The following is a 13725-nucleotide window of genomic DNA, read 5'->3' on the forward strand; positions in this document are numbered from 1 at the left end:
TTCTAGCATCCATGTCAATTTTTTGATCCAACGCAGAAAAGTAACTCATAACAAGCTTTTAGGCAATATTCGTCACTCGGTTATGGCAAAGTTTGCGCACTGGTACCGGCTTCGCCTGATACGACGGAAGCCGCTGGCGCTTCACAAACAATCAGATATAGCAATAATCATGCCCCTTACTAAAATGCTTGTGTAATCAAAGCAGTAGAACGCCCCATTAGGCGACAGATTGGGCTGTTGTAAATAAACCTGACAGCCTGTACGGCGCACCTCCCATACGTGGGCGCAACCGCAGCCTCAATCAAAGGAAGGGCCGCAGCCACAGCAACAGACCGGCTAACTCCCGGTAGCTACACAATTAGCCGAGCCTACAGACAGGTTCTACTCGTGCCGGCCTGTTCCCGAATATCTTCCAGGTCAGTGATAACCTCTATTAACAAGACCTTGGCCTGCGTGGTAGAAGTCAATTTGCTATCGCGCTCTACCAATCCCGGAAGCATAGCCACAGCTGCGTTCTCTCCATCAGTCTCTGCCACACTCATCACCTCCAGCCAGTATCCGGCCAACGCGTAATCATAGTTTTTGTCTGTTTGGGCGGCCTCCGCATAAGCAATGGCCACCGTGTGCTTACACCTGGCCAACGCCTCCAGACCGCGATAGGCATCGTCTCCCAGCTCGCGACGCAAATCCTCCATTTCCGCAGCTACCCTACGGCGCTCCGCTTCCTGGTTACTCTCCGCCTTTTGGGAACCACGCACAGCACCTGTAACTGCACCCGTGCTGCCCCCCCATACCGCGCCACGAGCAGCGGCATCACCAACGTCGCCGCCAAATACCAGCGCCGTCATCATGCCACCGATAGCCCCCACCGCCGCACCACCCGCAGCACCCTCTGCGGCGCCGCGAGTAGACTCTGTGGAGCAGGCCGTAAAAGCCAATGTGAATACCACTGAGAGTAGTAAGACTCTATAACACTTATCCATGGGTAGTTTTCTCTGCCAGTTTATGAATGCGATCAGTAGGCTCATGTTTGAGCAGCGCCAGCTAACTCTTAGACTAGGTGCGAAAAAGAAATACCCTCAGCCAACCAATAGTCGTCAACCATGTCGCCCACTTTGTTAGGCACCACCAAGTGTGCTGCGTAATACGTATGCAAGCAGCGAATACGCGAGAAATTCTGGATACCCCCAATCCCTCGCTGCTGCAAAGGCGCCGAAAAACCCAGGTTCTCCAGAGTATTCTGCTCTTCTGGGGAGGTCAGCGAATGTCGCAAGTCGATATAAGCCTGATGCTGAGCAGCCAATTCCTGCTGTAATGTTGTCGAGGCATCGACCCGCGCCTGACATAAAGTGATAAACCCTCCCGCCTCCATTCTATCAATCGCATAATTCAACTGCTTATCAACCAGCCAAAATAGAGTAGGAAACGGTTTTTCATCGACCAGACTGGAGACCTGGATGACCACTGGCGACCCATTGTCTGCGCGTATCGCAATAGACTTTAAGCCACGGGGACTGCGACCAAGGAGCTCAGCAACAAGCTCAGAATCTGCTATCGAAACGTCAGGATCTACGGATAAAAGGGGAACATTGGTATTCACGGTAGGGTTCTTTATAAAGTGATGCTGCCATAATAACGTTAACGGCGGCCGGTGCCACGCCGCTTCAGACATAATTTCAAAAACTAAAAGCCGCTTTTTTCCACTACTCCAGCATGCCCGAGTAGGTTTTATGGCTCTCCGCTAACTGGCTCTTCAGCTATAGCACCAAGATTGCTGCGCATAATGTACAGACCGACCATCCTTTGTTTTCAGAGAGGGAGTCACAGCCCCGCGAGAGCTCTAACCGAAGCAAACAGCTTGGTGAACTGGTCTTGCGGCGGCGACATGGACTATTCCCACTCAATCGTATAGATCAGTTTAATATTTTTGCTGTTGGAAATTTTACAATTCTAATGCCCTACTTCAAGCACGCAATTGATAACTGCTTATAAATTACTTTTTGGACATGGCAATTAAGTCACACCTGTTAGTGCGTATCCTGTCCGCTGTACTTCTTCACAAAAAATAAATCTTTAACATTAGTCGCTATCTAATATAGAAGAGTTTTGAGTTAAAAACTTTCCAACCATAATGCTTGCCGGAATATTTATGTGGTCATTATCCCTGTATAAAATAGTTCGATCTTTCACCATATTGCATTCTTCATCTCCACAAAAAAGTACCGACGGATCTAATAATTCAGCTCCAAAATCAGAGGCTATTCTTTTTAGCATAGGAAGATATCTTCTCTGCGATTGAAAGTCAGAGATAGAGATGCCGCATTTGTGTTTCTTTTCATTGAACATCTTCACGTAATAGCAAAACTTAGCATCAAAAATAAAATCTGGCACATCAGCAACAATTATCAAATTTTTCCCAGCTTGACTAAATAAATTTAGCGTCTGAGTTAATCTTTCATTCAAAACATCTTCGCCATATCTGTCGTATTTTTTATGCCAATAGATAGAGTAAATAACCGTTTTGATTTCTGTGTTGTTTACAATGTAGTCGATTAAATACTGGTGGGTTTCCTCTCCTGCAAAAGCATCCCCTCCTCTTATAAGGTAAATGTAATCATTATTAGACTCTGCGTTAAGCCCTAAAAATAAATGCTCTGCGTGACTATCACCAAATATGGCAACATCAGGTGCATTATCCGACGATTGCTGGCACCTGATGAGCCCATCCCAAACCGGCGCTTTACTTAATATCACTTCATCTGAGCACAAAGAATAATTTTCCTTTACATATAAGTGAAATTCATCATGCCCAATATCACCAGAAGTTATATCTAAATTTTCAGTTGTGACGTAATCAAACCATCCATTTTTAACATCCGCATAGATTCCAATTGCGCTGATGATAATCATTCCAGCAATCGAAAAAACAAAAATAAACTTACGAGAAAAAACATGCTTGTTTCTAAAGGGTTTTTCAACGAAGCGCCAGCTAAGCCAGGCCATTACTAATGAAGCACTACATAAAATTAATAAAAGAACTTCGGAAATGTCTCCTACTGCTCTATGTCTTGCAAATGCCAGTAAAGGTTGGTGCCATAAGTAGGCGCTATAGGAAATGAGCCCGATACCAACAATAGCCTTTAGGCTTAGCAGATTATGAACAATAGTTTTTGGAACGGCACACAGAATCAACAAACCGGTTCCAATAGTTGGGATCAAAGCGTACAAACTTGGAAATGGAGTAGTTTCATCGAAGACGATGATCGAATAAGCGATCATACTAAAACCGAGTAAACTTAAAATTTGATTAAAAGTACGTGATTTTAGATGGGTTTTGTATTTCAAATAAAACGCAGCAAATACGCCAACCAACAACTCCCATCCTCTTGTGGGAAGGAGAAAAAACGTTCCTGATGTTATTTGGGGATTAGTGGCATATTGGGTTCCCAATACTGCTAAGCCTAAACTCAACAGGAAGACAAACGATAAAATTATTGAAATCCACTTTACCCCTAATCGCCAGGTTAACATTAAGAATATCGGAAATAGTATGTAGTACTGCTCTTCTACAGCCAGACTCCACGTATGGAGTAGCGGCTTGAGTTCAGCAGCAGTATCGAAATATCCGCTTTCTAACCAAAATAGCATGTTGGACGAAAAAAACGATACAGCAATAAGACTCTGACCAAAGTCTTTCAAATCACTTGGTGTAAGCCACAGCCACGCGAAGGGTAAACATGCAGCCATCACGAAAAACAGCGCCGGCAATATACGACGAGCTCGCCTTTCGTAGAAATTTACCATGCTGAATTTACCTTCAGCCATTTCTGAGATAATGATGGTAGTGATTAAGTAACCACTAATCACAAAAAATACATCAACACCAACAAAACCACCGCTGAACCATTCAAACCCAGCGTGAAAAAGGATTACTGGGATCACAGCTAGGGCGCGCAGCCCGTCTATCTCAGCACGATATTTCAAGTAATTTTCACCCGTGAAAAAAACGTTACTATTTAGTTACTGCCGCGTGATTCTCTGAAAGAGCGCCATAACCAGAATCTAATAAATCAAAAATTTACAAAAGAAAAGCTATTCCCACTCAATAGTCGCTGGCGGCTTGCTGGAAATATCGTAGGTAACCCGGGACACGCCGGATATCTCATTAATGATGCGGTTGGATACTTTTTCCAGCAATTCATAAGGTAGATGCGCCCAACGCGCGGTCATGAAATCGACCGTTTCTACGGCACGCAACGCGATAACGTATTCGTAACGGCGGCCGTCACCCACAACTCCCACCGACTTGACCGGTAGAAATACGGCAAACGCCTGACTGGTCTTGTGGTAGTAACCCGAGGTGTGCAATTCTTGAATAAAAATGGCATCCGCCTCACGCAGCAGATCCGCATATTCCTTTTTAACTTCACCCAAAATACGCACACCCAGACCGGGTCCCGGAAACGGATGACGATAGACCATGTCATGGGGTAGACCGAGTTCCAGGCCAATCTTACGAACTTCGTCCTTGAACAAGGTGCGCAGGGGCTCTACCAGGTCCATAGCCATGTCATCCGGCAGACCACCAACGTTGTGGTGCGACTTGATGACATGGGCCTTGCCCGTCTTGGCGCCCGCCGACTCAATAACGTCAGGGTAGATTGTTCCCTGAGCCAGCCATTTCACGTCCTCAATACCAACCGCTTCCTGGTCAAATATCTCAATAAAGGTATTACCAATAATCTTGCGCTTCTTCTCAGGGTCGTTAACCCCTACCAGTCGCGACAAAAACAACTCCTGGGCATTGCTGCGGATCACTTTGACACCCATATTCAGGGCGAACATATCCATAACCTGCTCACCCTCGTTTTTGCGCAACAAGCCGTTGTCGACAAAAACACAGGTCAGTTGAGCGCCGATCGCCTTGTGCAACAGCGCCGCCACCACAGATGAATCAACGCCGCCGCTGAGACCCAGTAGTACCTTGTCGGTGCCCACCTGTGCACGCACGGTGGCTATCGCATCTTCGACAATATTAGCTGGCGTCCACAGCGGTTCGCAGCCACATTGCTCCAATACGAAGTGCTCAAAAATACGCTTGCCCTGAGCGGTGTGAGTCACTTCAGGGTGAAACTGGATGCCCGAAAATGGCAGCTCAGTGTGGAACATCCCCGCAATCGGGCAGCTCTCGGTTTCCGCCATGAGCTCAAATTTAGGGGGGAGCTCTACGACTTTATCGCCATGGCTCATCCACACATCCAGCAAACCACGGCCCTGCTCATCAATGTGATCACGAATATCATGCAGCAGTGAGCCATTGCCCACTTGCGTTATCTGCGCATAGCCAAATTCTCGTACGTCGGAGCCAGCCACCTTGCCCCCAAACTGCTCGGCCATGGTCTGCATGCCGTAACAGATACCCAGTACCGGCACGCCCAGCTCAAACACCAACTGCGGTGCGCGCGGCGAACTGCACGCTGCTACGGATTCCGGACCACCAGACAGAATGATGCCGCTGGGATTGTAAGCACGAATATCCTCATCCGACATATCATAGGCGTGGATCTCACTGAACACGCCTACCTCACGCACGCGCCGCGCAATGAGCTGGGTGTACTGGGAGCCAAAATCCAGGATGAGAATCTTCTGGGAATGAATATCAGTCAAGCTGTTGTCCTGCGTTATGGGGTAGAAACTGCGGGGAACCCCCGCGGGGGGTTAGCGCACTGGATAATTGGGCGCTTCCTTGGTAATGGACACATCATGCACGTGGCTCTCACTCATACCGGCTGAGGTGACCCGCACAAACTCGGGCTTGCTGCGCATCTCTTCAATGGTATGGCTACCGGTGTAACCCATCGCTGAGCGCAGGCCGCCCATTAACTGATGCACGATACTCGCGACCGGCCCTTTGTAAGGCACCCTGCCCTCAATACCTTCTGGGACCAGTTTCTCGGCACCTTTACTGGCATCCTGAAAATAACGATCACTGGAACCCTGAGTTTGGGCCATAGCGCCCAAAGAGCCCATTCCTCGGTAGGATTTGTACGTGCGGCCCTGATAGAGCTCTACTTCTCCAGGCGCTTCCTCGGTACCGGCAAACATGCTGCCCATCATCACCGAATGAGCGCCTGCGACCATGGCTTTCGAAAGATCGCCGGAGAACCGAATACCACCGTCCGCTATCGCGGGGACACCAGTGCCCTTTAATGCGTGGCTGACATTGGCAATAGCAGTAATTTGCGGGACACCGGTACCCGTCACAATCCGCGTCGTACAGATAGAACCCGGCCCTATACCGACCTTGACCCCATCGGCACCGGCCTCAACCAGCGCCAAGGCAGCAGCAGCCGTAGCAATATTGCCACCGATGACCTGCATGTGCGGGTAATCCGCCTTAATCATCTGCACGCGCTGAATAACATTGGCGGAATGACCGTGCGCAGTGTCCACTACCAGTACATCTACACCCGCATGCACCAGCGCGCTGACGCGATCATCGGTATCCGGACTGGTTCCGACAGAAGCACCTACCAGCAATTGGCCTGCGGCGTCCTTAGCGGCTCGAGGAAAACTCTCAGCCTTGTCAAAATCCTTAACGGTAATCATGCCGCGTAGGTCGAAGGCATCATTGACCACCAGAATTTTCTCAATCCGGTGTTGATGCAGCAGTTGCTGTACTTCCTCAGAGGAGGCGCCTTCCAGCACGGTGACCAGCTTTTCACGGGTGGTCATGATACTAGCCACCTGTTTAGCCATATCGGTCTCAAAACGCATATCGCGCCGAGTGACAATACCAACCAAATCATTGCCTTTGAGCACCGGCACGCCAGAAATACCATTGGCCTGGGTCAGCTCCAGCAATTCAGCGATGGTCGCGTTCTGCTGGATAGTGATGGGGTCTGTGACGACGCCACTCTCATATTTTTTGACTTTGCGGACCTGCGCAGCCTGCTCGGCAATCGTCATACTCTTATGCACAACACCCAGACCACCTTCCTGGGCGATCGCAATCGCCAGGCGCCATTCGGTGACGGTGTCCATGGCCGCTGAAACCAGCGGTATATTGAGTTCGATTTCACGGGTCAACATTGTCTTGAGGCTGACGTCGTTTGCCGTGACATCAGAATATCCAGGCAACAGCAGCACATCGTCAAAGGTCAGGGCTTCCTGGGAGATACGTAGCATGGGCGTTTCTCTTCCGCTGCGGGGTTAAACGTGTAATTATAAATCTTCCGCGGTACCTGCGTAAATGAAAACAAGTTAATACCCTCTTGCAATCGACCCCAATTAACCCAGAAACCCTCTCTGTCAGCGAGCTTAACCGCCGGGTAAAGCGTGTTTTAGACAATCACTTTGATTTTCTGTGGGTTGAGGGTGAAATCAGTAACCTGGCCCGCCCTGGCTCTGGGCACTGGTACTTTAGCCTCAAAGATGACCGTGCACAGGTGCGTTGCGCTATGTTTCGCAACACCAATCAGCGTGTCCGCTTCGCCCCTGCCAATGGCGACCAAGTGCGTATTCGGGCTTCTGCATCGCTTTATCCGGGCCGCGGCGAGTTTCAGCTGGTAGTTGAGCACATGGAGGCGGCGGGTGCCGGCCGGCTGCAACAGGCGTTTGAGGCACTCAAGACAAAACTGCAGGCTGAAGGCCTGTTTGATACCGAACTCAAACAAGCTCTGCCGCAATACCCCGCCCATGTGGCCATCATTTCTTCACCAACCGGTGCTGCGATCCGGGATATGATCACCGTTTTCAAGCGCCGCAGCCCTGGCACCAGGCTGACACTCCTGCCGGTGGCGGTTCAGGGCGAAGCAGCCGCCCCCCAGTTGGCCGCTGCTGTGGGCTACGCCAATCGTTATCAGATGTCCGATCTACCGCCATTTGACGCACTAATCATCGGTCGCGGCGGCGGCAGTATCGAAGATTTGTGGGCGTTTAATGATGAAACTCTCGCCCGAGCTATAAACGCCAGCAAGATTCCAGTCGTCAGCGCTGTCGGCCATGAGGTAGATTTCACCATTGCTGACTTTGTCGCGGATGCGCGCGCAGCCACTCCCTCCGCTGCCGCAGAATTACTCAGTCCGGAGCAACCCCAGCTCATCGCCAGCCTGCGTTCTACCGAGCAGGCACTGTATCGGAGTATTAGCCGACGACTGCGCGCGGAACGAGAGGGTGTGCAAAATCTGCGCCGCCTGCTGAAACACCCCGGTGAACGCCTGCAGGAACAGTTTCAGCGCCTGGACGACCTCGAACTGCGCTTGAACTTGAGCTTATCGAACCAGATGGAGCGGCGGCGCCAGAAATTAAGCCTGACCCGCGCTCATCTGGGCCGACTTTCGCCAGAACGCGGCATCAGTCAGTATCGCTATGCTTTACACAATGCAATGGCAGCGCTGCGCTCATCGATGCGACTGCAGCTACAGACCCAGGGCAGTCGTCTTGGTCGTACCACCGGCATGCTCAACTCATTAAGCCCGCTGGCAACACTGGAGCGCGGCTATGCGTTAGTCACGACCGAGGACGGGGCGGTGCTGACAGATGCGAGTCAAACCCATGTTGGCGCGACTATTCATACTCGGTTGGCGCACGGGCAGCTCAGTAGTGTTGTTGATAGCATGAGTAGCGAGACAGTGAACAATAAGAATGAATAGCCGCCTTGCCTGACTACTACCCAGCAATCAAGTTGGTGCACATGGCCTGCGCCTGGATTTCGATTTGTGGGTTTATTCTGCGTGGGGTTTGGATGCTCAGAGGCTCCCCCCTATTACGATTGGCACTTACCCGGCGACTCGCCATGAGTATCGACAGCCTGCTATTGCTCAGCGCGCTGGGGCTGGCGACTATCTCTGGCCAGTGGCCTTTGCAGCAAGCGTGGCTGAGTGCCAAGTTGGCAGCGCTGTTGTTGTATATCGGGCTGGGAATGGTGGCATTGCACTGGGGCCGCAATCGAGTTGAGCGCGGGGCTGCGCTGGGAGCGGCAATTTTAACGTTTGCTTATATTGTTGGGGTGGCGACTAGCCGGCAGCCTATACCTTGGTGAGAATCTTGGCAGAATGAATTCTGCCAAACAGCCCAAACAGATCTAGTATTTCGCGGGCAGGCGCGAGTTGATGATGATGTGGCGACCTTCGAAGCGAATATAATCGCCGATGGTGAGGTCCTTGAGGATACGCGCTACCATTTCACGGGACGCACCGACACGGTCGGCTATGTCTTGCTGAGTGAGTTTCTCCGGAATTAGCAGAGTACCGTCACCGCGCTCCTCCGCCAGATCCATCAGCACGTTCGCGACCCTGCCATAGACGTCCTGCAGTGCCAGACTCTTGACGTCAGCAGTCAGCTTACGAACTCGGGCCGAGAGATTACGAATCAGCTGCCGAGAAATATTGGGGTGTTCGTCCAGCACGCGATTAAAGTCATCTTTGAAAATAATGCAGAAGCTGGATTTCTCTACCGTTCTTACCGAAGCGGAACGGGTCGAATCATCTAGCAAAGCCAGCTCACCAAAATAGTCACCCTGACCCTGAGTGTTCATGATGAACTCTTTGCCATTCTTATCACTACAGTAAACTTTTACCTTACCGCTTTCGATAATGAACAATGAGTCAGCCGGGTCGTTCTCGTGGATGACCACCGTATTTTTGGGGAAGGAACGGCTGCTGCTGCTCGAAGACAACGCATCCAATTCGGCTTCCGACAGCCCTTCAAATATCTCAACCTGTTGCAAAATCAAGGTCATACTCCAATCTTGGTCGCACTAGCCCCCGTGCGTTGATCTATGTTAACCCAAACTGTATCCGCTGCGCACTATTACTGAGCTACACGGCTAGCTATAATCCGTGTTCGACGTCACAAGATCAGGATTCAGTTTAATTGGCCAATAACATAGCTGGCAGTCCGTGGACCGACCATGTCTTTAAAGCCATGGCGGAGTTGCGTGGGCTGGAATACAGTCGTGCGGAGCTCAGCCGTGAGCAGTCGGATGATTTTGACAAGCTATTATCCGCCAGCGCAGCACTGGAAGCGCTACTCGCGGACCTTGACGAGCACAGCGAACACAATCTCCGCAATGTGCTGGGAGCGATGCGCGGCTATGCCGAGCTGTTGTGCGAAGACCTCACGGCAATACACAGCAATCTTCACGCCGTACTGCAGCGTTTGCTCAAAGCGATCACGTCTGCCGCTAGTGACAACAGCGCACTACGTAGCCTACAGGTTGTGGATGAGGCCGAATCCGGCACTATTCTGGCGGTCGATGATACCGCCGAGAACCTGGACTTGCTGGGACGCTACCTGACGCGCTCCGGGCACCGGGTGCTGACCGCCAGCAGCGGTGCCCAAGCGCTGGAATTATTAGAGCACAACTCTATAGATACCGTATTACTCGACCTTATCATGCCTGGCATGGACGGTAATGAGGTGCTCAACCGCATCAAGGCCAATGCAGAGTGGCGTGCCATACCGGTCATCGTGATCTCCGGCCGCCAAGACATGGAAGGTATTATTACTTGCATCGAGGCTGGCGCCGACGACTACCTGTTCAAACCCTTCAACCCGGTACTGTTACAGGCCAGGATCAAGGCCGGCCTGGAGCGCAAACGCTGGCATGACCTGGAAGATCAGTACCGCCAGCAACTGGAGCGCAATGAAGCTTTCATCCGATCTACCTTCGGCCGCTATGTATCCGATGAAATCGTCGCCAACCTACTGGAACAACCAGAAGGGCTAAGCCTGGGCGGTGACCTGCGCGAAGTCACCATCCTTATGTCAGATATTCGCAAGTTCTCGACTATCTGTGAAAACCTGGCACCCGAAAACGTTATGAAGTTGCTAAACACGTATCTGGGCACCATGTCAGACATCATTATGGCGCACCAGGGCACCGTCGATGAATTTATTGGTGACGGTATTCTTGCGATTTTTGGTGCACCTATCAGTCGCGACGACGATACTGAGCGTGCAGTGCAATGTGCACTGGAGATGCAGGCTGCGGTAGCTACCATCAACCGCGAATATGTCGAGGCGGGGCTGCCAGAGGTAACAATGGGTATCGGCGTCAACACGGGAACCGTGGTGGCCGGAAATATCGGTTCTGAAAAACGCAGCAAGTACGGCATCGTCGGACACCACGTAAATCTCACTGCACGCATTGAAGAGCGCACCGCCGGCGGTGAAATACTGGTGTCGCAAAGCACACTGGAGAAATTACCCACCGGCTTCACTACGGGGCGCCGCGAACAGGTAAAGGTCAAGGGCATTAACAAAAGCGTCGATATCATCCAGATTACTGCCGCACCTGTGACGGGAGCTGTTAGCGATGTCTGAAATAGTCCTATTAGTTGAGGACAATGAGCTCAACAGGGATATGCTGAAGCGGCGCCTTAGCCGCGCTGGGTTTGAGGTGGTAACCGCTGGCGATGGACAGCAGGCGTTGGACAAATTGCGCGCAGCACCCGCTAACGTAGTGTTACTGGATATGAATCTACCCATAAAAGACGGCTGGACCACCTGTAGCGAGATACGCCAAGACCCAGCCCTGTCAGACACGCCGATTATTGCACTGACAGCACATGCCATGAACGAGGATCGCGAGAAGGCCATGGCAGTCGGCTGCGATGATTACGCTACCAAGCCAATCGACTTTCCAGACCTGCTCGAGAAAATCGCCAGCGTGTGCCGCGGGCGGAGTAAACCGGGGTGAGCCTGACCCGGCGACTAACGCTGTCACTGCTGGCTATTCTGCTCATCCTGTCGCTGAATGTGGGGACTCATTTCTGGGGTAGTTTGGCGCGTACCGAAAGCATGGCAGCCTACCGACACTCCGTCGCAGCACAGCAACTCAGTACCAGTATCGGCCTGGAACTGGAGGACCAGCGCAAGCAGATTCGAATACTCGCAACTCTGCGTGAGACTACCGATGACCTACTGGACGAAAATGAACAACGGCGCGCCAGCGCCAGTCTGGATTCGATTGCCGGAGAAATAGACGCTCTCGGTCGTCTGTCCGAGGAGATTACACGCCCGCAATACAGCGCTCTGTGGCAGGTCAGCCAACGGCTAATTCCGGCCTGGCAAGTGTTCTACGATAATTACAATAATCCTGGCTACCAGGCGCCGGCAACCGGCGCAGATGCACCGGAAGACTATAGTGAGACCTTGGCCTTACTAAACCGACTGGAACAACGTCAGAGTTTCATTGCAGAACAACGCGCGATCATCATTGACCAGACTATCTCCCTCACTGACCGCATCACAGTTATCGGTTTTGTCGCCTCCATTTTCCTGACCAGTATTCTTGGGTTTTTTCTGATTCGTTATACCAATGAATCTCTCAGCCGACTGAAAACCGGCACCATGCGAATTGGCAGCGGCGATCTGAATTATCGTATCGACAATATTGAAGATAGCGGGGAACTCGGGGAACTGGCCGATGCGTTTAACGATATGTCAGATAAACTTCGCAACGCCATCGACGAGGTGCAGGAAGCTAAAGAGACCGCTGATCAGGCCAACCAGGCCAAAAGTAATTTCCTCGCCAATGTCAGTCATGAGCTCCGCACACCACTGAACGCCATCATCGGCTACAGCGAGATGCTCTTCGATGAACTAGGCGACGGCGGTGAAATAGACACACCGCAGGTGCAACAGGACCTCGACAAGATCATCCTGTCGGGCAAACAACTGTTATCGCTTATCAACGACATTCTTGATCTGTCGAAGATAGAAACAGGAAAGATGACCGTACACTTCGAGGAGTTCGATGCCGCTGCATTACTGGAGCAAGTGTGCGAGTCGGTGGCGCCATTACTGGAAAAACAAAGCAATACGCTGGAACTCAGCCTTAACTCTGATTTACCCATGCTCTACAACGATGCGACCAAGTTCCGCCAGGTGTTCCTCAACCTGCTGGGCAATGCTACCAAGTTTACTCATACGGGCACGATCAAGGTCACGGCTCAGGCTCGCCCAGACTCCCCAAACTGGCTTGATTTTACGGTAGCTGATAGCGGTATCGGCATGAGCGAAGATCAGCAGGAACGCATTTTTGAAGCATTTGTGCAGGCAGAAGACAGTACAACTCGAAACTACGGCGGTACTGGATTGGGGCTCGCGATCTGCAAAGAGCACTGTGATTTGATGGGTGGCTCTCTGGCAGTAGAGAGCGAGCTTGCCGCTGGAACGACGTTTACGGTGTCGCTGCCGGTGCGGGTTCAACGCCGAGAGTCAGATCACGCAGCCGTTTGATCGCTTGTTCGCGCTTGGCCAGTTCCTCGCGCAGTCTGGCGTTTTCTTGCTTCAGGTTACCGATACCAGAGTCCATCTCCAGAAAGGTCTCCAAAGAATCCTGCACCAATTGAATCTTTCCGTATAAGGGCTCGTGCGTCGCAATCTGTTGGCGCAGCTGTCGATAGCTATCGCGTGCGGCTTCGCTGTCATAGATCGGGCTGTCGGGAATAATACTCAGATACGCAATTGCAATCTTAGCCTGCAGATCTGCGCGGTCGGTTTTCTCCAGTCGCTGGTAGCGCTGAAAGTACTGCAAAGCTTCGAGATATTGCTCATCATGCAACGATTCAAAGCCCTTTTCCAGAAACGCTTCCTCGCCCGGCGAAGTTTCACACTGACAATTTCGCTGAGGCATATTGAGGGTAATTTCCTCTGCCGGCCCAGCCGAGCCTGAGCCACTTCCCGAAGGCGGTGAACTCGCACACCCCCCTACCA

At 51.4% G+C, this 13725-nt stretch carries 12 protein-coding genes; 5 read left to right on the top strand and 7 right to left on the bottom strand.

All coding sequences use genetic code 11. The annotated features are described in order from the left end of the window. Positions 1-368 precede the first annotated feature (368 nt). The 5 genes from EYC98_RS12985 to guaB form a co-directional block, all read right to left on the bottom strand. Positions 369-983 carry a hypothetical protein gene (locus EYC98_RS12985; RefSeq protein WP_279245768.1) on the bottom strand — a complete coding sequence of 205 codons (615 nt, stop codon included), beginning with the start codon at positions 981-983 and terminating at the stop codon, positions 369-371. A gap of 68 nt (positions 984-1051) precedes the next feature. After that, entirely contained in the window at positions 1052-1600 is a 549-nt protein-coding gene (locus tag EYC98_RS12990; RefSeq protein WP_279245769.1) for a DUF501 domain-containing protein, read from the bottom strand. 479 nt (positions 1601-2079) lie between these two features. Beyond that, positions 2080-3984, bottom strand: coding sequence for an acyltransferase family protein (locus tag EYC98_RS12995; protein ID WP_279245770.1), 1905 nt, complete (start codon positions 3982-3984; stop codon positions 2080-2082). Between the two features lie 108 nt (positions 3985-4092). Then, positions 4093-5667, bottom strand: coding sequence for a glutamine-hydrolyzing GMP synthase (gene guaA, locus EYC98_RS13000; protein ID WP_279245771.1), 1575 nt, complete (start codon positions 5665-5667; stop codon positions 4093-4095). A gap of 51 nt (positions 5668-5718) precedes the next feature. Next, positions 5719-7188, bottom strand: a complete 1470-nt coding sequence (gene guaB, locus EYC98_RS13005; RefSeq protein WP_279245772.1) for an IMP dehydrogenase — start codon at positions 7186-7188, stop codon at positions 5719-5721. Positions 7189-7274: 86 nt separating this feature from the next. On the opposite strand from guaB, the gene xseA reads away from it, so the two are divergent. Then, the gene (xseA, locus tag EYC98_RS13010; protein ID WP_279245773.1) at positions 7275-8654 is read left to right on the top strand and encodes an exodeoxyribonuclease VII large subunit; all 1380 of its coding nucleotides are present in this window, start codon (positions 7275-7277) and stop codon (positions 8652-8654) included. 5 nt (positions 8655-8659) lie between these two features. Next, positions 8660-9043, top strand: a complete 384-nt coding sequence (locus EYC98_RS13015; RefSeq protein ID WP_279245774.1) for a SirB2 family protein — start codon at positions 8660-8662, stop codon at positions 9041-9043. 42 nt (positions 9044-9085) lie between these two features. Here EYC98_RS13015 and EYC98_RS13020 read toward each other — a convergent pair whose 3' ends face one another. Then, a complete protein-coding gene (locus tag EYC98_RS13020; protein WP_279246083.1) occupies positions 9086-9733 on the bottom strand; it encodes a Crp/Fnr family transcriptional regulator in 648 nt (215 codons plus the stop codon). 143 nt (positions 9734-9876) lie between these two features. Between EYC98_RS13020 and EYC98_RS13025 the strand changes: the two genes are divergently transcribed. Genes EYC98_RS13025 through EYC98_RS13035 form a run of 3 tightly spaced genes read left to right on the top strand, consistent with a single transcriptional unit; the run spans position 9877 to position 13248 of the window. After that, positions 9877-11328, top strand: a complete 1452-nt coding sequence (locus EYC98_RS13025; RefSeq protein ID WP_279245775.1) for an adenylate/guanylate cyclase domain-containing protein — start codon at positions 9877-9879, stop codon at positions 11326-11328. Further along, positions 11321-11704, top strand: a complete 384-nt coding sequence (locus EYC98_RS13030; protein ID WP_279245776.1) for a response regulator — start codon at positions 11321-11323, stop codon at positions 11702-11704. The genes EYC98_RS13025 and EYC98_RS13030 overlap by 8 nt, the downstream gene beginning before the upstream one ends. Next, the gene (locus EYC98_RS13035) at positions 11701-13248 is read left to right on the top strand and encodes a sensor histidine kinase (protein WP_279245777.1); all 1548 of its coding nucleotides are present in this window, start codon (positions 11701-11703) and stop codon (positions 13246-13248) included. The genes EYC98_RS13030 and EYC98_RS13035 overlap by 4 nt, the downstream gene beginning before the upstream one ends. Here the strand turns inward: EYC98_RS13035 and EYC98_RS13040 are convergent. Then, positions 13190-13645, bottom strand: coding sequence for a hypothetical protein (locus tag EYC98_RS13040; RefSeq protein WP_279245778.1), 456 nt, complete (start codon positions 13643-13645; stop codon positions 13190-13192). The genes EYC98_RS13035 and EYC98_RS13040 overlap by 59 nt on opposite strands. Positions 13646-13725: the final 80 nt, after the last annotated feature.

Source organism: Candidatus Litorirhabdus singularis (assembly GCF_026262625.1).
GTDB lineage: Bacteria > Pseudomonadota > Gammaproteobacteria > Pseudomonadales > Halieaceae > Litorirhabdus > Litorirhabdus singularis.

Bases quoted from the DNA above. Each gene is read 5' to 3' on its own strand.
- EYC98_RS12985 (WP_279245768.1), bottom strand. From the start codon at position 983: ATGGATAAGTGTTATAGAGTCTTACTACTCTCAGTGGTATTCACATTG.
- guaB (WP_279245772.1), bottom strand. From the start codon at position 7,188: ATGCTACGTATCTCCCAGGAAGCCCTGACCTTTGACGATGTGCTGCTG.
- EYC98_RS13030 (WP_279245776.1), top strand. From the start codon at position 11,321: ATGTCTGAAATAGTCCTATTAGTTGAGGACAATGAGCTCAACAGGGAT.
- EYC98_RS13040 (WP_279245778.1), bottom strand. From the start codon at position 13,645: ATGCCTCAGCGAAATTGTCAGTGTGAAACTTCGCCGGGCGAGGAAGCG.